General features: G+C 62.4%; 18 protein-coding genes. 6 read left to right on the top strand and 12 right to left on the bottom strand.

Annotation, left to right across the window (positions count from 1 at the left end):
- On the top strand, positions 1 to 1200 hold a 1200-nt coding region (locus tag AC2FM5_RS14650), incomplete at its 5' end, for an MFS transporter (RefSeq protein ID WP_496736470.1).
- Between the two features lie 3 nt (positions 1201 to 1203).
- Here the strand turns inward: AC2FM5_RS14650 and hslV are convergent.
- Positions 1204 to 1761 (bottom strand): ATP-dependent protease subunit HslV, encoded by a 558-nt coding sequence (gene hslV / locus AC2FM5_RS14645; RefSeq protein WP_093963878.1) that lies wholly within the window; start codon positions 1759 to 1761, stop codon positions 1204 to 1206.
- Between the two features lie 195 nt (positions 1762 to 1956).
- On the opposite strand from hslV, the gene AC2FM5_RS14640 reads away from it, so the two are divergent.
- Positions 1957 to 2151 carry a DUF1127 domain-containing protein gene (locus AC2FM5_RS14640; RefSeq protein ID WP_170433517.1) on the top strand — a complete coding sequence of 65 codons (195 nt, stop codon included), beginning with the start codon at positions 1957 to 1959 and terminating at the stop codon, positions 2149 to 2151.
- A 129-nt stretch (positions 2152 to 2280) separates the two neighbouring features.
- Here AC2FM5_RS14640 and trxA read toward each other — a convergent pair whose 3' ends face one another.
- The 8 genes from trxA to regB form a co-directional block, all read right to left on the bottom strand.
- Positions 2281 to 2601, bottom strand: a complete 321-nt coding sequence (trxA, locus tag AC2FM5_RS14635) for a thioredoxin (protein ID WP_496736468.1) — start codon at positions 2599 to 2601, stop codon at positions 2281 to 2283.
- A gap of 60 nt (positions 2602 to 2661) precedes the next feature.
- Positions 2662 to 6021 carry a double-strand break repair helicase AddA gene (addA, locus tag AC2FM5_RS14630; protein WP_496736466.1) on the bottom strand — a complete coding sequence of 1120 codons (3360 nt, stop codon included), beginning with the start codon at positions 6019 to 6021 and terminating at the stop codon, positions 2662 to 2664.
- A complete protein-coding gene (gene addB, locus AC2FM5_RS14625) occupies positions 6018 to 8945 on the bottom strand; it encodes a double-strand break repair protein AddB (protein WP_496736464.1) in 2928 nt (975 codons plus the stop codon). Before addB ends, addA begins: the two co-directional genes overlap by 4 nt.
- Positions 8938 to 9624 carry a nucleotidyltransferase family protein gene (locus AC2FM5_RS14620; protein WP_496736463.1) on the bottom strand — a complete coding sequence of 229 codons (687 nt, stop codon included), beginning with the start codon at positions 9622 to 9624 and terminating at the stop codon, positions 8938 to 8940. The genes addB and AC2FM5_RS14620 overlap by 8 nt, the downstream gene beginning before the upstream one ends.
- A complete protein-coding gene (locus AC2FM5_RS14615) occupies positions 9621 to 10625 on the bottom strand; it encodes an aminoglycoside phosphotransferase family protein (protein ID WP_496736461.1) in 1005 nt (334 codons plus the stop codon). The genes AC2FM5_RS14620 and AC2FM5_RS14615 overlap by 4 nt, the downstream gene beginning before the upstream one ends.
- The gene (tsaE, locus tag AC2FM5_RS14610; protein ID WP_170363940.1) at positions 10622 to 11092 is read right to left on the bottom strand and encodes a tRNA (adenosine(37)-N6)-threonylcarbamoyltransferase complex ATPase subunit type 1 TsaE; all 471 of its coding nucleotides are present in this window, start codon (positions 11090 to 11092) and stop codon (positions 10622 to 10624) included. Before tsaE ends, AC2FM5_RS14615 begins: the two co-directional genes overlap by 4 nt.
- 41 nt (positions 11093 to 11133) lie before the next feature.
- Positions 11134 to 12642, bottom strand: coding sequence for a PAS-domain containing protein (locus AC2FM5_RS14605; protein WP_496736458.1), 1509 nt, complete (start codon positions 12640 to 12642; stop codon positions 11134 to 11136).
- A gap of 66 nt (positions 12643 to 12708) precedes the next feature.
- A complete protein-coding gene (regB, locus tag AC2FM5_RS14600; RefSeq protein WP_496736456.1) occupies positions 12709 to 14106 on the bottom strand; it encodes a sensor histidine kinase RegB in 1398 nt (465 codons plus the stop codon).
- Positions 14107 to 14196: 90 nt separating this feature from the next.
- Between regB and AC2FM5_RS14595 the strand changes: the two genes are divergently transcribed.
- On the top strand, positions 14197 to 14823 hold the full coding sequence (locus tag AC2FM5_RS14595) for an SCO family protein (RefSeq protein ID WP_170340640.1): 627 nt from the start codon (positions 14197 to 14199) through the stop codon (positions 14821 to 14823).
- An 80-nt stretch (positions 14824 to 14903) separates the two neighbouring features.
- Positions 14904 to 15458, top strand: a complete 555-nt coding sequence (locus AC2FM5_RS14590; protein ID WP_093963867.1) for an ActR/PrrA/RegA family redox response regulator transcription factor — start codon at positions 14904 to 14906, stop codon at positions 15456 to 15458.
- A gap of 50 nt (positions 15459 to 15508) precedes the next feature.
- Here AC2FM5_RS14590 and AC2FM5_RS14585 read toward each other — a convergent pair whose 3' ends face one another.
- Both AC2FM5_RS14585 and AC2FM5_RS14580 read right to left on the bottom strand, forming a co-directional pair.
- Complete coding sequence (locus tag AC2FM5_RS14585; protein ID WP_496736452.1) at positions 15509 to 16582, bottom strand: alpha/beta hydrolase; 1074 nt, start codon at positions 16580 to 16582, stop codon at positions 15509 to 15511.
- A gap of 294 nt (positions 16583 to 16876) precedes the next feature.
- Positions 16877 to 17470: an HD domain-containing protein gene (locus AC2FM5_RS14580; protein WP_496736450.1), complete on the bottom strand. Its 594-nt coding sequence runs from the start codon at positions 17468 to 17470 to the stop codon at positions 16877 to 16879.
- Between the two features lie 204 nt (positions 17471 to 17674).
- Between AC2FM5_RS14580 and AC2FM5_RS14575 the strand changes: the two genes are divergently transcribed.
- Positions 17675 to 17989, top strand: coding sequence for a hypothetical protein (locus tag AC2FM5_RS14575; protein WP_170361060.1), 315 nt, complete (start codon positions 17675 to 17677; stop codon positions 17987 to 17989).
- Between the two features lie 99 nt (positions 17990 to 18088).
- Complete coding sequence (gene ahcY, locus AC2FM5_RS14570) at positions 18089 to 19477, top strand: adenosylhomocysteinase (RefSeq protein WP_496736448.1); 1389 nt, start codon at positions 18089 to 18091, stop codon at positions 19475 to 19477.
- A 54-nt stretch (positions 19478 to 19531) separates the two neighbouring features.
- On the opposite strand, the gene AC2FM5_RS14565 is transcribed toward ahcY, so the two are convergent.
- Entirely contained in the window at positions 19532 to 20179 is a 648-nt protein-coding gene (locus tag AC2FM5_RS14565; protein ID WP_496736446.1) for a DUF899 family protein, read from the bottom strand.
- Positions 20180 to 20432: the final 253 nt, after the last annotated feature.

The raw sequence follows: 20432 nt of genomic DNA, 5'->3' as shown, positions 1-20432 counted from the left end.
GTGGACTTGATCGGCCAAGGGCTGGTTTTTCCGATCATCAACTCGCTGATCATGGAGACGAAATCGGGCTTTCTGCCGGAAAGCACGCCAATGGGCAGCCGTCACTTCTACTACGGTCTGGTGATCGGGTGTTTCTTCCTGTCCTGGTTTCTGGGCGTCGTCTATGTCTCGAAAGTTTCGGACTCCATCGGGCGCAAGAATGCACTTCTGGTCTGCCTGGGCGGCGCGCTGGCCGGCTATGCGATCACCATTGCGGCGCTGTATCTCAACAGCCTGATCCTGTTGATCGTGGGCCGGTCGATCACCGGGTTCACGGCCGGAAACCAGCCCATTGCGCAGGCGGCCATGATCGACGGCAGCACGGATGCGGCCGATCGTGACCGGAACATGGGTTATATCGTGACAGGGGTCAGCTTTGGCCTGGTCGGCGGCCCGATCATCGGAGCGGTCCTGTCGGATGCGGCGCTGTTGGGCAGCGTTGCCACGCTCAAGACCCCATTCTACGGCGCGTTTGTCCTGGTGCTTATCGCGATCCTGCTGGTGCTGTTCTTTTTCAAGGATACCCGAACCGAACGCGAACCCTTCGTCTTTCGCCCCCGCGATGTGACCGACAGCCTGGTCGCCGTACGTGGCCACCCCATGGTTCTGAAGATCCTGCCCGTCTACGCGTTCTTCATGATCGCGAACGTCACCTTCTACGTGTTTGTGGACAATTTCCTGACCAGCGCTTTTGGTTATGGCGTGATCGGTGGCAGCATGGCGATGGTCGTCATCGGTGTTGCGCTGGCCTTCTCCAGTACGTTTCTCGTGAAACCCGCGCAAGAACGGTTCAGCAAACACAACATCATCTATGTTTCGCTGATCGTCATGGTGATCTGCGGCTTTGCCTTTGCCTTCAGCCCCAGCGGCGTGCTCAGCTACGTGCCGGTGTTCCTGTTCTATTTCCTGTTCGGCGTGGCCTACCCGACTCTTCTGGGCCTGTTTTCCTCGTCGGTCAGCGAGGCGGATCAGGGCTGGGTCATGGGCGTAACCACGGCCGTGTTCTGCCTGGCGGGTGGAATCATGTCGCTGATCGGCGGCGGGTTGATGAGCATCGATATCCGCCTGCCCTATTACATCGTGATCGCCTCGGCCATTCTGGGGCTGATCGGGATGCACCGCCGGTGGAAGGGCAAGGAGATTTCGGCCCTGCTGGCCTGACCCCTAGCCCGAAATGCTCTCAACCGTCAGGTTGCCGTTGGTGTAGACGCAGATGTCGGCGGCAATTGCCATGGCCTCGCGGGCAACCTCCTCGGCCGACTTGTCGCTGTCCATCATCGCCCGCGCAGCTGCCAGGGCAAAGTTGCCACCCGACCCGATCGCCGCCACGTCATGTTCCGGCTCGAGCACGTCCCCGGCCCCGGTGATCACGAATAGATCTCGGCCGTCGGTGACGATCAGCATCGCCTCAAGCTTTTGCAGGTACTTGTCGGTGCGCCAGTCCTTGGCCAGTTCGACCGAGGCGCGGGCCAGTTGACCGGGCGTGGCCTCCAGCTTGGCTTCCAGCCGTTCCAGCAGTGTGAAGGCGTCGGCGGTCGAGCCGGCGAACCCGGCGACGATCTCGAACCCGCCGGGCGACAGGCGCCGCACCTTGCGGGCGGTGCCCTTGATCACGGTCTGGCCCAGGCTGACCTGCCCGTCACCCGCGATGACGATCTGGCCGCCTTTCTTGACGCCGATGATCGTGGTGCCGTGCCAACCGGGAAAGTCGTTCTCCGCCATTCAAGCCTCCGTATCCGTTGATGCCCTATATGGGCCGGAGGCGCGATCCGCGCAACCCGTTCTCAAACTGCCCAAAAGATATGCAATCCGTGCATCACGGGGTTGTCGGACCAGCAATTGTGAGTCGCCTGTCGCAAGACTAGATGAGGCTTACAACCGACACAGGGTCGGCTGTTTCAAAAAAGGAATGCGCAAATGGCAACCACCGCAAACATCCATGCGCCGCTCGGAGCAGCTACCATCCTGCGTGTAGTGGACGGCATCTCGCACGCGTTCGAAGCTGTCGCCGAATGGAACACCTCCCGCAAGACCCGCAAGCTGCTGTCGCAACTGAGCGATGCCCAGCTGGAAGATATCGGTCTGGTCCGCGAAGATATCGCCAAGATCTGAATTCAGACCGAATTCGACTAAAGACGAATGGCCGCTTGGATTTCCGGGCGGCTTTTTCTTTTTGCGCAGACCATGCACAAAAAAAGGCGCCCGATGAGGAGCGCCTTTTTTGTTGAGTTCCGTTCGGTATTAGATGGATTCGTCGATCCAGCTTTGCAGGGCGGCCTTCGGGGCAGCGCCTGCGCGGTTCGAAACCACCTGACCGTCCTTGAAGATGAACAGCGCGGGAATACCGCGTACGCCCATGGCTGCGGCCGAGTTGGGGTTGCTGTCCACGTCGACCTTGGCGATCTTGACCTTGCCGCCATATTCGACCGCCAGCTCTTCCAGAGCGGGGCCGATCTGCTTGCAGGGTCCGCACCACTCGGCCCAGAAATCCACCACGACGGGGACGTCCGAGTTCTTGACTTCGGCGTCAAAGGTTTCGTCGGTTACGGCTACGGTCGACATATTCTGTCTCCTGAATGACATGCGGTTGGGAGTCGAACGTAGGTGTGCCAATTGGGGAGGTCAAGATATCTGGGCCCGCACCAGCGCATCTGTCACAAGATCGTGTGGCAGCCACATCAGGCGCGCCGTCCGCGTCCACAAAATCGCGGTGCGGATCTCGCGGCCGGGATAGATCAGCGACAGCGCGGCGGCATAGGCGCCCATCTGGCGCAGCAGGCCCTCGGGGCAGGTTTCGGCCCGATCGGGAACCGTGGCGTTTGATTTGAAATCAATGACTTGCACCACGTCATCCGTCACGATCAATCGGTCGATCACCCCGTGGATCCGGCGACCGTCCAGAGTGGCCGAGACCGGCACCTCGGCCAGCGCGTCCGGGGCAAAGACGGGGGTCAGGTCCGGTGCGGTCAGCACGCCCGCCGCCTCTGCCAGAAGGTCGCGGCGGTCGCCGTCCTGCATATCGGGCAGAAGCCGGGCGCAGAGCTGATCCCACCGGTCGCGCGGCGCCTGGGCCAAATGTTCGAGCAGCAGGTGCAGGCGGGTGCCGCGCAGCTTGGCGGCCTCTTCCTCAAGTCCGGTCTCGCCCGGCAGGGCCTTGGCCCCGCCCAGATCGGACGGGCTGAGCGTCTCGGCATCGGGCGTCGGCTCGGGCGCGGGCCGGTGGAACAGGTCCGGCAGGGTATCCTGCACCGGTTCCGGGGTCGGGCGATGGTCCAGTGGCAGACCCTCCCAATCGCCATGCGCCAGACGGCGGATGCCGGTGCCGGGGATCTCGGTGGCCCCTGCCCGGTCCATCGCCTCTTCGACCAGTTGGTACCAGCTGGACCCGTCCCGACCCAGATCGCCGGCAGCCGCCACGATCAGCCATTTCTCGGCCCGGGTCAGCGCGACGTACAGCAAACGCAGCCGCTCGTTCTCCTCGCGTTGGCGCGCGTCTTCGCGGGCACGGGTGACAAGGCTGGGCGACAGGTCGGCGGGCACCTTCCACAGAGGTGTGCCGTCGGCGACCATGATCTCGGCATCGCGGGGCGGCTGCCGCTTGCCGGTGTCCGGCAGGATCACGATCGGCGCCTCCAGCCCTTTCGAGCCATGCACCGTCATCACCCGGATCATGTTACCCACGCCGGTCATCTGGCGCTTGATCTCAAGGTCGTCGGTCTGCATCCAGACCAGGAAACCGGTCAGGCTGGGAATGTCCGACCGCTCATAGGCCAGCGCCTGCGACAGTAGCGCGTTGATGCCGTCCTCGGCCTCGGCACCCAGACGGCCCAACAATTTGCGACGGCCGTCATGGCGGGTCAGCACCCGTTCGATCAGGTCATAGGGGCGCAGAAAGTCCACCTGCCCGCGCAGATCGTTCAACACAGCCAGCGTTTCGGCAAAATCCCCGGTGCGTTGGCGCAGCGCCGCCCACAGGTACCTTTCCTGCCGGCGATGAGCGAGGTCGAACAGCATCTGCTCGGACCAGCCGAACAGCGGCGATTTCAGCACCGTGGCCAGCGACAGGTCATCCTCGGGCGTGGCCAAAAAGCTCAGCAGCGCGGCCAGATCCTTGACCGCCAGTTCCGCGCCCACCTTCAGCCGGTCGGCCCCTGCGATCGGCAGACCCTGGGCCTTGCAGGCGCGGATGATTTCGGCGAACAGGTCCGAGCGGCGCTGCACCAGGATCAGGAAATCCCCCGGCCGCACCTTGCGACGCATGAATGTGCCGCGCGTGGGGCTGTCTTCGGGGATGGTTTCGCCGGCGTCGATCATGGCCTTGATGCGCGCGGCGATCTGGTTGGCCAGGATCACCGTGTGATGCTGCGCCGCGGGCCGATCGACCGGGTCGGTCCAGTCGCGCTCGTCCGCGTCCTCGACCTTTTCCACCACCGGCCACAGATCGACCCGGCCGGGCAGATCGGCCTTGAAGGCGCGGTGCTGGGATTCTTTCTGAAACCCCGCCTCGGCGCGGTTTTCGAACAGGATATCGACCAGCGACAGGATGGCGGTGGAGGAACGGAACGAATATTCCAGCGTCCAATCCCATAGTTTAGAGCCTGATTCCTGCAGTTTTCGCCCGAACTCGGCCTGCATTCGGTCAAAGGCCTGCGGGTCGGCCCCCTGGAAGGAATAGATCGACTGTTTCTTGTCGCCGACCACGAAGATCGTCCGCTCGACCCCTGATCGTGCGCCTTCGCCGCTGGTGAATTCCTGCGCCAGTTTCTCGACCACATCCCATTGATCGGGGCTGGTGTCCTGCGCCTCGTCCACCAGAATGTGGTCGATGCCGCCATCCAGCCGGTACAGAACCCAAGCGGCCACCGCCGGATCGTTCAGCAACAGGCGCGCGCGCAGGATCAGGTCGTCGAAGTCCAGCCAGCCGCGCAGTTGCTTGAGGCGCTCATATTCCGGCAGGAATGCCGCCGCGAAGCGGTGCAGCACCATGGATTTGCGGGCTGCTGCCAGCGCCAGGCGCCCTTCCCGCGCGGCCTCGACCCGCCGCATCAGCGACTCAAGCGAATCCATCTGCCCCGCCATAGCCCCCTCGCGCAGCGCCTTGGTGGGAAAACTGCCGATCTTGGCGGTAAAGGGCTCTTTGGCGGATTTTCCGGTCAGGAACACGTCTTCCAGCACGGGCAGCTGACCCAGCGCGGGTTCGGTGAAGCCCGACAGTTTCTCGGCCGCCTTGGCGTCGGTCTTGCCGCCGCCCGCCAGCGCCGGAAGGATCGACCGGATCAGCTCGACCTCGCCGCCCAGAAACACCTGCGCCAGCAGCGCGTCCTCGTCGAACCCCACGGGCAGGCCAAAACGGGCCAGCAGGTCGGGCCATTGCAGCGCGGGCGTGAACAGGGTGCGCTTCTGGGTGATTGCGGCGGTCAGCTTGTCAAAGCCGGTATCGGTGATGTGGCGGGCCACGTCCTCGATCAGGCGGGCCTGCTGGCCTTCGGCGAAATCCTCGACGATTTCCTCGCGCAGAAGGGCCGCGGCGCGGTCTTCCATCTCGGAAAACTGCGGGCTGACCCCGGCCTCGAGCGGGAACCGCCGCAGCAGCGAGGCGCAGAACGAGTGGATCGTTTGGATCTTCAACCCGCCCGGCGTTTCGATGGCGCGCGCGAACAGGGTGCGGGCCCGGGCCAGGCGGTCGGGGTCGATCACCCCTTCGACGCCCAACTCGGTCAGTTGCCGCAGCAATGCCGCGTCGTCCAGCATCGCCCACTCGCCCAGCCGTTTGAACAGGCGGTTCTGCATCTCGCTGGCGGCGGCCTTGGTGTAGGTCAGGCACAGGATGTGCTGCGGCTGAACCCCGTCCAGCAGCAGCCGCGCCACGCGGTCGGTCAGAACCCGCGTCTTGCCCGAGCCCGCATTGGCCGCCAGCCAGGTCGACGCATCGGGCCGCGCCGCCTGAACCTGCCGCTCGGTCGCTTCGTCGCGCGGGGTCATGTCAGATCCTCGGGCCTGGTTTCGGCGGTGCGGTCCCATTCGCCGAACCGCGCCAGGTGGTCATAGTCGCCCACGTCGCTGTCCTTGTGCATCATCCGGCGCGACGAAAACCCCTGATCAGGCTCTAAGTAGGCAGAAATCAGTTCTTTCAGCTCGGCCAGAACCCTGTCGGGCGGCTCTTTGTCCAGGGGTGCCGGGACCTCCTTGTAGGTGCCGCCCATGCCGATGAACACGGCGCTGGCCACGGCCATCGGGTCAAATCCGTCAATCCCGCCCTGCTCGGCCATCGCGGCCTCGATCAGCAATTGCTTGTCGAACTTGGCCTGCTGCGACTCCGAGGGTGGCGTGCCGGTCTTGTAGTCGATGATGGTCAGCGCGCCGCGGCTGTTGCGGTCGATCCGGTCGGCGCGGCCATTCAGGGCGAACCCAAGCGGTTCCAGCGTCAGGCGCATCTTGGCCTCGAAGGCGATCGGACCGCCGTCGCTGCGGCGGCTGATCTCGGCGCGCAGAAAGTCGTCGGCGATCCGCTCGAGCCGCGCCAGCCACAGTTTCCGGGCGGTGGGCCAGGCGACATGCTGATCCAGCAGCGCCTCGGCCCGTTTCAGGAAGTTGTCGCGGGTCAGCAGCGCACCGTCCAGCACGCTGTCCTTGACGAAATGTTCCAGGATCTCGTGGATCACGATGCCGCGCAGCAGGGCGTCGGGCGCCTGTACCAGTGGGTCCAGCGGTTTCAGGCGCAGGACGTGCTTGGCATAGATCGCATAAGGGTCGCGGATCAGCCGCTTGATCTCGGTAACCGAAAGGCGGCGCGGGCGCGCGGCCACCGGCGGGCGCGGTGAAGGACGCGGTGCGGCGGCGATCCGGGGCGCCTGTTCCAGCATCTCGGACCAGCGCAGCCATGTCTTGCCCCGGTCGCGCATCTGTTCCAGCGCCGCGCGGCCGCCCTGATCCGGCAGGCCCTGCAACAGGTTGGTCAACCGGTTCAGCCAGCGTGACGGCACGGTTTCGGCATCATCCGAGCGGACCGCGCGGGTCAGCCAGACCTCGGTCGCGCCGATGGCCTGCTGGAAATCATGCGCCGACAGGCCGATTCGCCGTTCCGGCAGCAACAGGCCGGCACGGTCGCGCATCTGGCGGTTCAGCCAGGGGTCTGGCGCGGGAGCCTCGGGCCAGCTGCCTTCGTTCAACCCGCCCAGGATCAGCAGGTCGGCACCCTGAACGCGCGCTTCGAGCGTGCCCCAGATCATGATCCGCGGGTGGGGGGCGTCGCGGTCGCGGACCTCTTGTCCGGCCAGCAGCGCGCCCAGCAGATCGGCGAAATCCAGCGCCGTCATCTCGCCGCCGTGCTCGGCCTCGTCTGCAAGTCCCGAGATCACCGCCAGCGCCGATTGACCTGCGTTCTTGTCCCACAACTCGCCCGCGCCGTCGGTTCCGGCGCTAGCAATCGCCTCGGCCAGATCGCGCAGGCGCTGCACCCAGTCGGTCAGGGGCAGGGTGCCGCTGATCTGCTGGTTGCAGAAATTGCGGATCAGCCACAGAGCCCACGCATCCGGCACGTCTTTTTCGACGGCAAAACCTGTCAGGCTGGCGCTGTCGGGGAAGGGCGGGCCGTTGCGGCGCAGGTGCAGTTCCAGATCGCGGCTGTGCAACAGATGCGCGCCGCGGTCGCCGGCGCTGTGACACAAAGGGTGTTTCAGCAGGGTCAGCAGTGCCTCGGCATCCAGACGGCGCGCGAACAGCCCGGCCACATGGCGCAGGAACCGGCCCGGTGGCGACAGTTGCAGCGGCAGGCCGGCGCTGTCATCGGGCAGGATGTTCCAGCGGTCCAGCGCGGCGCTGACCTGGCGGGTCAGCATCCGGTCGGGGGTGATCAGGGCGGCGGTCTGGCCGGTCTCGGCCGCCTGCCGCAGGCGCAGGGCGATGGCCAGCGCCTCGGCCCGGGGTGATTGCGCCTCGACCAGGGTGATGTCGCGCATCGCGGCATCCAGATCGCGCAGAAGCGGGCCTTCGCTCATCCAGGCATCGGTGATCGGGGCCGGACGCAATGCCAATGAAACCAAACGGTTGCGCGCGGGCGAGGGGGGCTGGTCCGGGGTCCAGGCTGCGATCTGATCCGGCCCTATCCCCAGTTCGGTCATCAGCTTGCGGAACCGGTATTGCGGGTGATCCTCCGAGGTCATTGCCGAATCCAGCCGCTCCCAGACATGGGCGGGCTGGTCGAAATCGTACCCCGGCAGGATCAGCGCCCCCTGCGGCAGCCGCGCCACCGCCTGCATCAGCATCAGCGTGGTCCCGCGCGAGCCGGTGGACCCGGCCAGGATCACCGGGTGTTGCGGCGGCGCGTCCTGCCAGCGGGCGATCAGGTTCTCGACCACGCGGCGTTGGCGGGCCTGCACGTCCAGGCTGCCATCCTCGGTCTTCAGAAACTGGTCGGCGATGCCGATGAAGGCCTGCGTCCGTGCCCAATGGCCCGACAGGTCAGTCACGTCCAGTTGCCGGATCGCCTCGGGCGGGACGCCTTCGCCCTGCATCTCTTCGATCAGGGCAGCGAGGCTGTCGGAAAGGTCAAACAGCGACGACCGCGCGGCCAGGTCCGGTTGCTGGTCCAGCAGTCGCGCCACCAGCTGCGTCAGTTCCAGCCGGCGACGCAAGGGCGGTACGGCGGGCGGTACACGATCAAGATCGACGCTTTCGCCCAGATCGGTGACCAGCGAAATGCGGGGCAACAGGCAGGGCGGACCCTGATCGAACAGCTCGCGCACACGGCGGGCCATGCGGCGGGTGTTCAGCACCAGTTGCACGCGGGCCAGTGCCTCGGGCGGGTGGCCGTCGCAGCGCGCCCGCAGCCCACGCACCAGTGCCTGCGGAAAATCCGCACCGGGCGGCACCGCAAAGACCCGGGGGGTGGCGCTGGGGTCAAACATCGGCCAGCATCTCCTCGGCCAGGGCGATGCCTTCGGGCCGGCCCACATCGCACCAGCGCCCGGGATACTGCAGACCGTACAGCCGGCCATCGCGGTGCATCCGGTCCCACAAGATATTGAGCGAGAACGCTTTTTCCGGAATGTCCGCCAGACCGTCGGTCTTCAGGATCTGAATGCCGCCATAGACGTGACCCGGCCCGCGTTCAAGCCGGCCTTGGGGGTCGATTCTGAAATCTCCGAGGCCTGCATGTCCGATCGTCTGTGCGATCGGCACGCAGATCAACAGAGCGTCCATCCGCGCCGGATCCCAAGCCGCCTTCAGCAACTCCAAAGGGTTGGGCCCGGACCAGATCGCATCGGTGTTCATCGTGAAAACCGGCCCCGGACCCAGCAGCGGCAGGGCCGCGCGCAATCCGCCGCCGGTTTCCAGGATGTCCGGCTGTTCGTGTGAAAGCAGGACACCACGTGGCGCCAAATGATCTGTCAGCTGATCAGCCAGGTAATGCAGGTTCGCGACCACCCGGCGCGGCCTTAGCGCATCCGTCAGGTCCAGCGAATGGTCGATCAGCGGCCGTCCGGCCACTGGGATCAGCGGCTTGGGTCGGGTGCGGGTCAACGCGCCCATGCGGGTGCCGAAACCGGCGGCAAACAGCATGATGGCCTCGGGTGTATCGGTCATCCGGCCCTCAGCCTTGCAAGGTTTTCGGGCGTTGGGGATGGCAGCGCCTGCCGAACCAGATCCGCGACCGAGACCAGCGCCGGATGCTCGAGATCGCGCATCAGATGGGCCCAGGCCGCCGGGATAAGATCCACGTAATGCGGTTTGCCATAGTCGGTGGCAAGGCGGGCAAATCCACCCAGTATCCGCAGGTTGCGTTGGGCGCCGAGGACACTGTACGCCGTGCGGAAATCGTGGTCATCCACACCTGTTGCCGTGATGTAGCGGTTGACCATGCTCATTTCGATTGCGGCGGGCACAGTGCGGCGGACATCCTGCAGCAACGACATCAGGTCATAGGCGGGATGGCACAGCATTGCGCTTTGAAAATCCAGCAGACCGACCCGGCGGACCCCGTCGCGCTCAGGCAGCCAGATCAGGTTCTCGGCATGGTAGTCCCTTAGGGTCACCACCCGTGTGCCCGAGGTTTCCTGCAGCAATATGTCGGCGAACCGATGCTGAAAACGATCATGGGCGTCTACGTCATAGGCGCCTTGTATTCCTTGGGCATATTTGGTGAAGGCAAGGGCCGACAATTCCGCCATGAGGGACGGGTCATAGCTGTCCAATGAGGGCAGGGGCCCAGAGTGCAGATGGATCAGCACGTCGGTTGCGGCCTCGTACAATTCACGCTCGACCTCCGGCTGCTTCTCGATCAGGCGTGCAAACAGGTCGTCGCCGAAATCCTCCAGCAGGAGGAACCCGTTCTCGGCGTCCTCGGCAAGAATCTCGGGCGCGCTCAGACCGACGGACTGCAGGAATTTTGCCACCCTGACAAACGGTTCCACGTCTTCCCCCTTGTCCGGGGGCGCGTCCATCAAAACGGCGGTCCGCCCGGTATCCGGGTCGGTCAGGCGTTCATACCGGCGGTTCGAGGCGTCTCCAGCCAGCGGCGCGCGAGAGGCTTTGGCCCAAGGGGTCCGTGCGACCAGCGCCTCGGCCAGAACTGCGCGGTTGGTCATGCGATCCTCTTCAGTTTTTCGGTCCACTTGGGGTCGGACCACGTCAGGGTCAGGTGTCGGGTTTCTTCGGCAGCGGGGTCGGCATGAAACTGCACCAACAGGGCCGAGGCCGGTTGTAGCGGACCCAGCTTGTCAGGCCATTCCACAAGGCAGATCGCCGTATCAAAGGCCCCGGTCAGGCCCAATTCCTCGATCTCATCCACCGAGGTAAGCCGGTACAGATCGGAGTGCCAGATTTCGCCGGCTTCACCCTCGTAAACCTGAACCAGCGTGAATGTGGGCGATGGCACATCTTCGGGCACAGGCAGGGCCGATTGGATCAGATTGCGTGCAAAATGGGTTTTGCCACTGCCGATTGGGCCGTCCAGCAAAATAACGTCGCCGGGCGCCAAATGGGCGGACAGGCGGCTGGCCAGATCGGCGGTTTCTTCCGGTGATGTCAGAGTGATCGAAGCGGGCGAATTCATGGCGCCACAATGAACGGGGGCCGAACCCTCTGCAACCCGGTTCAGGCGGTGATCTGCAACATATCCGGCGTTTCTCCACGCGCGTGTTCGATCGTGAACCGGACGATGGTTGCGCCATTCTGGATAGGGCTGACCGTACACAAGAGCCGGGTGCCGTCGCGCTTGTACAGATCAGAGCTCCACTCGGCCCGGTTGTTGCGCATTTCCACGAAGTCCCGAATGTCACCCAGAATTGGATTGGCCTGGCATTGCGACTGCCACTGGCGCGTGACGTCCAGAACCGTGGCTGGTTCAAAGCCGACCTCGTCCGAGTCTCCCCACAGCAGCTGGTAGGCGTAGTTGGTGAAAGCCAGTGTCCCGTCATCGGCAAAAACTGCGACGGCGTCCGCAAGCTTGTCGAGGATTGACTGCATAAGGTCCATCTCGGACCGGAACCGGCGGGTCAGGGTGATCTCGGCCGTAATGTCCTCGAACAGGAAGGCGACGGCGCCGTCGGGATGGGGGCGACCGCTGACCGAATAGACTGAGCCCGACGGCAGTGACCAGGTTTCCTGATAGTTTCCGTCCTCGGCCGCTTCCAGAAGATCGTTCATCTGCCGGCGCCAACTGCGGTAATTCTTGGGTTCGGGCATCATGTGCTGATCCCGAAGGCGGTCAAAAAAGCTTGAGATATTCGGCCGGCAACTCAGGAAGTCGGGCGGCAATGCGGTCAGGTCGATCAAGGCGGGGTTGAACAGCGCCAACTGGCGGTTTCGATCAAAGATTGCCAGGCCGATCGACAGCTGCGCGAAGGTTTTCGTCATCGTCTGGACGAATTTGCGCTGGGCGGTCTCGGCCTCGACAATGGCGTTTACGTCGACCGCGTAATGCAGGTGACCTTCGTCCAGCCCCACAAGCGTCAGATCGAACCACAGCTTGCTGCTGCTGTCCTTCACCGGAATTGACACGCGGGTCTTCTTGCCGGGCCGCGTGTCTTCGGTCAATTCAGGGAACATGGGTTGGGTCAGATCCGTGTCCTGCCCATGCGCCTTGCGGGCCAGTGCAACATAGGCGGCGTTGCACCATCTTACCTTGTTGGCATGATCCAGAAGCCACACGGGGTAGGGCGCGCGATCCATGGCGAGGCGGATCGGATCGTTCGGATCCCTCCTTGTCGGTTCGGTGATGCCGGTCAGATCACGCAACTGCACCCGGACGATGCCGTCGATCCATTCACACCGAACCTCGCGCTCGACCGTACAATCTATCGCCGAAACCACGATATTGCCTTGCTGGCGGACGGTTTCGTAAGTCTCGGGGAAGGCCGGAAAGTCGCGCTGCAGCAGGCGCCTGAGATCATCCCAGTCATTCACCGCTTCGAACCCGGACAAGGCGATGTCGGAGTGGCTGATCAGGCGGCTTCCGTTGAACAGAAACACCGCATCCAACAACGAAGCCGGCGCAGACAAACCAAAATTGTCACCGCGCCGCGGACGGCGCGGCATGAGCCACTGCAGGGCAAAGCCCGACGAAACCAGGCTGATCGCCGCAAGTATGATCCAGTCGGCCACAGTGCCGCCTACCCCAAATACAAACCGGACCCGACTTTGCGCTTAAATAGTTAACGGTGTCTTAACTCAGACCTGGAACCGTTCGTTCACGCCCGACGGCACCGGGTTGTCGCCTGTCTGCGCATCGATCAGCTTGCGCGACCATGTCACCAGCACGATCGCGCCGCGTCGCTCGGCCTGGTCCGTCACCGCCTGGTAAGGGTCTGACCCATTTGCAAATTTCAGTTCGGCGCCGCTGCGCTCCAAGAGCGTTTTTGCGATGAATAGGCCCAACCCCATACCCTCGTATTCGGGGCGTGTGCGCAGATCGCTTTCGGCGCGTCTGCGGCGCATGAACGGGTCACCGATACGGCCGATGATGTGTGACGGATAACCGCGCCCGTCATCCATGATGCTGACGGTGATCCGGTCCGGCGTCCATTCGGCCTCGACCCAGACTTGTGCGCGGGCAAAGTCCACGGCGTTCTGGATCAGGTTTCGCAGGCCATGAATGATCTCGGGCTTGCGCAGGATCGAGGGCTGCTGGACATCCCCGTCAGGCCCCGGGCCTTCGTCAAAATGTACCTGTTTGCCCCTGTGTATATGGGGCTCGGCCGCCTCGTGGATCACGGCGGACAAAGGTGCCTGGCGCAGGTGCAGGTCATCTTTGCCGGCCCGACCCATGTCGCGCAGGATGTCGCGGCATCGGTCGGCCTGTTCGCGGATCAGGGCGGCGTCTTCTTTCAGGTCCGGGCGGTCGTCCAATTCTTCGATCAGTTCCGAGCTGGTCAGCTTGATCGTGGCCAGTGGGGTCCCCAACTCGTGCGCGGCGGCGGCGACAACGCCGCCGAGGTCGGTCAGCTTCTGCTCGCGCGCCAGGGCCATATGGGTGGCGGCCAGCGCCTCGGACATCGACTGAACTTCGGCGCTGATGCGGTGCGAATAGGCGCCGATGAATACGATCGCGATCACGATGGCGGCCCAGTTGCCGAACAGCAGGATGTCGGGGATGTCCAGAACAAGGCCGAGATCGGTGCGCAGCGGCAGGTGAAACTGGGCCAGAAGCGTCGCCAGCACGATTGCGGCGCCCCCGATGATCAGGGTCGACCGGGTGCTCATGACGTTGGCCGCAATCGTCACGGGGCCCAGCAAAAGCAGGGCAAACGGGTTGTTCAGACCGCCTGTGAGATACAGCAGGAAAGCCAGCTGCAGCAGGTCGAACATCACCATGAGGAAGTTTTCGAATTCCGACAGGCGCTTGTTCTGCGGGAACAGCAGGATGGCGGTCAGGTTGCCCATGACCGAAACACCGATGGCAAGGTAGCACAGCCCAAGCTCCAGCTGGACGTGATAGGTCTGCTGGGCAACGGTGATGGCCGTGATCTGGCCGATGATTGCCACCCACCGCAGCAGGATCAGCGTGCGCAGCCGGATCCAGCTGCTGCGTTCCTGTCCGCGCCAGAGGCTGGTGTTGGAATCCGTCATCGGGCGATTATGTCCTGTTGCGTCCGCTGGTCAACTTGATAGGTGTCCCGGCCGAACCGATCAACAACCCCATGTGTCAGGAATTTCGCCATGACCCGCCTTTATGCCATTCTTGCAACCGTCGTGCTGGCCGTGGGCCTGGGCGCCATGTGGCTGATGACGCGCGGCGGCGGTTCTGACGACAAGTTTGCGCAGTGCCGGTCCAGCCAGATTGCAGGCGGTACCGCAACAATCGGCGGCCCGTTCGAGTTGATCAACTCCAAGGGTGAAACCGTGACCGACAAGGACGTGATCACCGAGCCCTCGCTGATCTATTTCGGCTATACCTTCTGCCCCGATGTCTGTCCGCTGGACACCACCCGCAATGCCGAGGCCGTCGACCTGCTGACCGAGCGCGGTTATTCGGTCACTCCGATCTTCATCTCGGTGGACCCGGACCGGGACACCCCCGACGTCGTGGGGGATTTTGCCTACAACCTGCATGAAAAGATGATTGGCCTCACCGGCACGCCGGAACAGGTTAAGGCCGCGAGCCAGGCCTACAAGACCTATTACAAGGCCCAGGACAAGAGCGACGAGTACTACCTGGTCGACCATTCGACATTTACCTACCTCGTTACGCCGCAGGATGGGTTCCTTGAGTTTTTCAAACGCGACGCGACGGCCGAGCAGATGGCCGACACCGTTGCCTGCTTTGTGGACCAGGCGGCAGAGTAACCGTCGGTTTGACCTTTGGTGTGGCGCTGCTATTACTCATCTCAAAGCCTACCGGCATGAAATAGCAGAAAGACCACACCATGGCAGACAGTGCTCAGCTTGACATCGGCCCCGACAAATCCCTGCTTTTGGTGGATGATGACGAGCCGTTTCTGAGACGTCTCGCCAGGGCTATGGAGAAGCGTGGGTTCGAGGTGGAAACCGCCGGATCCGTCGCCGCCGGCCGTGCGATCGCCACCGCCCGCCCGCCTGCCTTTGCCGTGGTGGACCTGCGGCTCGAGGACGGCAACGGGCTGGACGTGGTCGAGGTGCTGCGGGAAAAGCGCCCCGACAGCCGGGTCGTGGTTCTGACCGGATACGGTGCAATTGCGACTGCCGTGGCGGCGGTGAAAATCGGCGCCACCGACTATCTGTCGAAACCTGCCGACGCCACCGACATCACCAACGCGCTGCTGGCCAAGGGCGACGAACTGCCCCCGCCCCCCGAAAACCCCATGAGCGCCGACCGCGTGCGGTGGGAGCACATCCAGCGGGTTTACGAGCTGTGTGACCGAAACGTCTCGGAAACAGCGCGGCGTCTGAACATGCACCGCCGGACCTTGCAGCGGATTCTGGCGAAACGCAGCCCGCGGTAGCTTTTTGCCGATCGGTACTATTCTGGCAACAGGCTTGGGAAATCAAGAAATTAAGGTTCGCCTACAACTTCCACTGAACCTTCGCCAATAAGGTCCTGAAGTTCTGTTGTAGAACGCCTGCCGGTCCGTCCGCTCGTGCGGATTGCTTCACCAGCAATTCGAACAACCTCAGGGGACGAAGCAAATTTCGAGTGACTTGTGCTTTGAGAGTCCTGGACTTGGCTGAGATCAATAACGGTGACTCCTGACCTTGCGAGTTCGGCGGCATCGGCTGCGCCAACACGGTCGACTCCGCCAGAAATGAACTTCGAAAAACTCAAGGCTCCGTCGTCCGAGGATACGAGAACAAAGATTTTCTGATTGTCGTGGGTGATAGTTGAGAGCTGGCTTTCGAATACCGCCAAATCGATATCGGGTGCTGCCAGAATTATGTTTCGAATTTTTTTGTTGGGATTGAACTCGCCAGCAATTTCGGCTTGTGAGATGGCTTCCATCGTAAGGAACGCTCCCATCGAAAACGCGAGTATGTCAAATTGTTGAGCCTGTGATCGCGAAATGATCTCACCGGCTTTCAAAAAGTCTGATCTGGCAGCGAGGGCGCTGTTGATATCGTAGACGTATTTCAGAGTCTCTGCAGCAGACGCCCATGACATCAATACGGGGATCCCGTCATACTCGGTATCCTCGACAAACTGTGCCAATCTAAGGATGGCATCGCTCAGGGTCGTGTTGTAGCCGTGCACAAAGACCAGAACGTTTCTGTCGGAAACGCTGAGGTTCAGTAACTGATTGTCAATTTCAGAAACAAAGGCGGCTTCCGAAACATAGACTTTTGGTTCAACTATGGTGAAGTGCTTTGAGGCAATAGGTGGCAGAGAGCTGGCCCTTTCAATTTTCCCTGCTTTGTGAATTGGCGGGATGGTGACGACTACTGAAGCCAAGCCCAAACCCTCACCGCGGTCACCGGAAAAGAAGACCCCTTCTGCACCGGACGCTTGACGCGTCGTGGCAATGAAGACTGTTTGGCGCTTGGCCTCTTTTACCTCAGATGCAGGAAGTCTTGGATTATCGATCCCTACCAATTCCGGCGGGCGGCCGCATGAAGCCGCTCCCAGCAACATCATCGTGGATAAACACAGAAGCCGGAATGCGCGCGGTAGATCCGAAGTTCCAATTCTGAGGCGTTTCATACAACGACGATCACTCGGCTCGGTTGCGCCTCATTAGACTGACGGTGCTGTTCTTCTGTCAACCGACGAACGCTGGAGCCGCTCTTTTTGGCTCAAGCAGTGTCTTCTCTGCGGTACGATATTGAGTAAATGAGGCCGTTCTTCGGAGTTTAGACACACGGACTGCGTGGGCGCCGCAAAGGCAAATATGCGGCTGGGGGCAAGCAAGATTCCGTTACCATTCGAGTTTCATAGCTCCGCCAGCAACTCCGCATGCCGCGCCGTATATGCCTGCCGAACCTCAACCGGCGGCCTGAGTGTGATCTGCAACCTCTCCATCACCGCCGCGTCCGGTCGGCCAAAGAACTTGGTTGCCTCGGCCTCGGAAAACCCCGCGATCTGGGTGGCCTCCATCCACGCGCTGATTTTGTCGGCTTTCTTGATCTGACGTTTCACCGTTTTCGGCACCGCGGCGGGCAGGCCGAAGCGGATGTGGATTGCCGCCGCCAGCCGGTCGTCCAGCGCGCCGTAACCCGGGCCGACCGCGGCCTTCACCGGCGAGATCATGTCGCCGATCACATATTCCGGCGCATCGTGCAGCAGCGCCGCCAGCCGCCATTTCACCGACGCCTTGGGGGCGATCCGGCCGAACAGCTCTTCGACCAGCAGGGAATGCTCGGCCACGGAATAGGCGAAATCGCCCGCCGTCTGGCCGTTCCAGCGCGCCACGAAAGCCAGCCCATGGGCGATATCCTCGATCTCGATATCCACAGGTGTCGGGTCCAGCAGGTCCAGCCTGCGGCCCGACAGCATCCGTTGCCATGCCCTGGGTTGTGTTGCCATTCCGCCATGCCCCATCTTGTCCACCGTGCCTGTGACCCGGTTTCATGCTATGCTTAAGCCATCCTGATCACTGGCTGCCAACAATTTCTTGAGCAATCGTGCTTTGAACCGGCACCTTGTGATCACGACATGAAGACTGAGGGGGGCACGCGCTCCTCCCAGTGTGCCCCTCTCGGATTGAAACCCAACCGAAAGGAGCCTGTCATGTTCAAGCGTGTATTCGGACTGGCACTTGTCTTTGGAATGGCTGCGGCAGCGCCGCCTGCATTGGCACAGAACTGTGCCTTGCGCGGAGATGTGATCGCCAAACTGCAGCAATCCTATTCAGAGGAGCTTGCCTTTGGCGGCTTGCAGAACTCGCGAGGCGGACAAACGGTCATGGAGGTATGGGCCTCACGCGAAAGCGGGACCTATACCGTTCTGGTGACCCACGCCAACGGCATCAGCTGCATTGTCGCCGCCGGCACCGATTTCTTTGAAGCGATCCCAAAGATTCAAGCCGAGGGGACGCCCAGTTGAACTGAGCGCCGCTCGCGGTCCACTGCCACCCACATTGCCACTTTTCCCCAACGGTGTTAGGGGCTGCCCAAACCGTTGTTGATCGGAATGGAGCATCTGATGGCTGGCGACTACATCGTCAAAGACATTTCACTGGCCGGGTTCGGCCGCAAGGAATTGGATATCGCGGAAACCGAAATGCCGGGCCTTATGGCTCTGCGTTCGGAATACGGCGACAACAAGCCGCTGAAAGGGGCGCGCATCGTCGGGTCGTTGCACATGACGATCCAGACTGCCGTGCTGATCGAAACACTGGTCGCGCTGGGCGCGGATGTGCGCTGGGCGTCGTGCAACATCTTCTCGACCCAGGACCACGCGGCGGCGGCCATCGCCGAGGCGGGCATTCCGGTCTTTGCCATCAAGGGCCAGACTCTGGAAGAGCACTGGGACTATCTCGACAAGTCGTTCCTGTTCGACGAAGGTCCGAACATGATCCTGGATGATGGTGGCGACGCCACGCTGTACATCCTGCTGGGCGCGCGCGCCGAAGCGGGCGAGGACATCATCCCCGTCCCGTCCTCGGAAGAGGAAGAGGTCATCAAGGCGCAGATCAAGAAGCGGATGGCCGCCAGCCCGGGCTGGTTCACCAAGGTGCGCGATCAGATCAAGGGCGTGTCCGAGGAAACCACCACCGGCGTCAACCGCCTGTACCAGCTGGTCAAGGACGGCCAACTGCCGTTCCCGGCGATCAACGTGAATGACAGCGTCACCAAGTCGAAGTTCGACAACAAGTACGGCTGCAAGGAATCGCTGGTCGACGGTATCCGCCGCGCCACCGACACGATGATGGCCGGCAAGGTTGCCGTGGTCTGCGGCTATGGCGACGTGGGCAAGGGCTCGGCCGCCTCGCTGCGCGGCGCGGGCGCCCGCGTGAAGGTGACCGAGGTCGACCCGATCTGCGCCCTGCAGGCCGCCATGGACGGGTTCGAGGTGGTTCTGCTGGAAGACGTGGTTTCGACCGCCGACATCTTCATCACCACCACCGGCAACAAGGACGTGATCCGCATCGAGCACATGCGCGAGATGAAGGACATGGCCATCGTCGGAAATATCGGCCATTTCGACAACGAGATTCAGGTGGCCAGCCTGAAAAACCACAAATGGACCAACATCAAGGACCAGGTGGACATGATCGAGATGCCCTCGGGCAACCGCATCATCCTGCTGTCCGAAGGCCGTCTGCTGAACCTGGGCAATGCCACCGGACACCCGTCCTTCGTGATGTCGGCTTCGTTCACCAATCAGGTCCTGGCCCAGATCGAACTGTTCACCAAAGGCGACCAGTACGAGAACAAGGTCTATATCCTGCCCAAGCATCTGGACGAGAAGGTCGCACGCCTGCATCTGGATCGGATCGGCGTCAAGCTGACCAAGCTGGACAAGGAACAGGCGGACTACATCGGGGTCACGCCCGAAGGTCCGTTCAAGCCCGAGCATTACCGGTATTGATCTGTCAGAAATAAGCGGAGAAGGCGGCCATCCGGGCCGCCTTTTTTGTTGCGGTCAGCGGAGCGGCGGCACGAAATCGCCGCGGCCCTGCGGCGTCAGGTCCAGAATGTTCCACAGTGGCCAAGCCGCATCGACATGGCGTGGATGCCAGTCGCTGGGCTGAAAGAACAGCTCGGAGCTCCAGAAATGGTGGATTCCCTGCGCATCGCGTTGAAACACGTTAAGAATCGGCAACTGGTTTCCGTCCTCGGTCTCGGCCAGATAGTCTTTCTGGTACATTGTATCCAACGCGGAATACAGCGGCAGATCCTGCCAGCCCATGCGCCGGCTCAGCGCAGCCAAGGCATCCGTTGTATTCTGCGCCACGACCGCAAAGGCGGTTTTTCGGGTCAGATGTGCGACCTGCCCGGTCAGCCCGTCCAGAAAGGCCGAGCACATAGGGCAGGGGTCCTGCGCCTTGGGGCCAAACATCAGCGAATACACGACCAGAGTGTCATGATCACCGAACAGGCTTGAAATCGGGGCAATTTTGCCCCCGAGGTCCCGAAAAGCGTAATCCTGCGGGATTTGGCCGCCCTTGGGCAAGGTCCGGCGCAGCGCGGCCACTTCCTCGACCCGCGCACGCAGATCGGCTTCGGCGGCCAACAGAGTATTTCGGGCGGTTCGGTATTCGGCGCTTTCGTTCGGTAGGGCGGTGGTCATGGCAGTCTCCTCGACTCAAAGATTAACTAAAATGTTAAATAAAACTGAAACAATGATCAACCCGAAGGTGCGCGTATCCCTGCCTTGGGGGGAAACCGTAGGATTTTTCCCTTTGTTGAAAAGCTGTCAGCCGTTACCGTTCAGCCAGCGCCGCAAAGGCCGGACCCCAACCCACACAGGAGAGGACAATGGGAAAACGTGACGAGTTGATCGCCAAATACGCGGATGATCTGAAGAACAAGTGCGGGATGGA

The sequence above is a fragment of the Ruegeria sp. BHSA162 genome (assembly GCF_059613385.1).
The sequence above is the reverse complement of the archived record's forward strand: the minus strand, read 5'-3'. Positions and strand labels throughout refer to the sequence as shown.

What these genes read in the sequence shown, in the direction of transcription:
- AC2FM5_RS14590 (WP_093963867.1), top strand. Translation starts at nt 14,904, where the DNA reads ATGGCAGACAGTGCTCAGCTTGACATCGGCCCCGACAAATCCCTGCTT.
- ahcY (WP_496736448.1), top strand. Translation starts at nt 18,089, where the DNA reads ATGGCTGGCGACTACATCGTCAAAGACATTTCACTGGCCGGGTTCGGC.
- AC2FM5_RS14585 (WP_496736452.1), bottom strand. Translation starts at nt 16,582, where the DNA reads ATGATGTTGCTGGGAGCGGCTTCATGCGGCCGCCCGCCGGAATTGGTA.
- AC2FM5_RS14595 (WP_170340640.1), top strand. Translation starts at nt 14,197, where the DNA reads ATGACCCGCCTTTATGCCATTCTTGCAACCGTCGTGCTGGCCGTGGGC.
- AC2FM5_RS14640 (WP_170433517.1), top strand. Translation starts at nt 1,957, where the DNA reads ATGGCAACCACCGCAAACATCCATGCGCCGCTCGGAGCAGCTACCATC.
- AC2FM5_RS14615 (WP_496736461.1), bottom strand. Translation starts at nt 10,625, where the DNA reads ATGACCAACCGCGCAGTTCTGGCCGAGGCGCTGGTCGCACGGACCCCT.
- trxA (WP_496736468.1), bottom strand. Translation starts at nt 2,601, where the DNA reads ATGTCGACCGTAGCCGTAACCGACGAAACCTTTGACGCCGAAGTCAAG.
- AC2FM5_RS14580 (WP_496736450.1), bottom strand. Translation starts at nt 17,470, where the DNA reads ATGGCAACACAACCCAGGGCATGGCAACGGATGCTGTCGGGCCGCAGG.
- AC2FM5_RS14565 (WP_496736446.1), bottom strand. Translation starts at nt 20,179, where the DNA reads ATGACCACCGCCCTACCGAACGAAAGCGCCGAATACCGAACCGCCCGA.
- addA (WP_496736466.1), bottom strand. Translation starts at nt 6,021, where the DNA reads ATGACCCCGCGCGACGAAGCGACCGAGCGGCAGGTTCAGGCGGCGCGG.
- AC2FM5_RS14620 (WP_496736463.1), bottom strand. Translation starts at nt 9,624, where the DNA reads ATGACCGATACACCCGAGGCCATCATGCTGTTTGCCGCCGGTTTCGGC.
- AC2FM5_RS14575 (WP_170361060.1), top strand. Translation starts at nt 17,675, where the DNA reads ATGTTCAAGCGTGTATTCGGACTGGCACTTGTCTTTGGAATGGCTGCG.
- hslV (WP_093963878.1), bottom strand. Translation starts at nt 1,761, where the DNA reads ATGGCGGAGAACGACTTTCCCGGTTGGCACGGCACCACGATCATCGGC.
- tsaE (WP_170363940.1), bottom strand. Translation starts at nt 11,092, where the DNA reads ATGAATTCGCCCGCTTCGATCACTCTGACATCACCGGAAGAAACCGCC.
- addB (WP_496736464.1), bottom strand. Translation starts at nt 8,945, where the DNA reads ATGTTTGACCCCAGCGCCACCCCCCGGGTCTTTGCGGTGCCGCCCGGT.
- regB (WP_496736456.1), bottom strand. Translation starts at nt 14,106, where the DNA reads ATGACGGATTCCAACACCAGCCTCTGGCGCGGACAGGAACGCAGCAGC.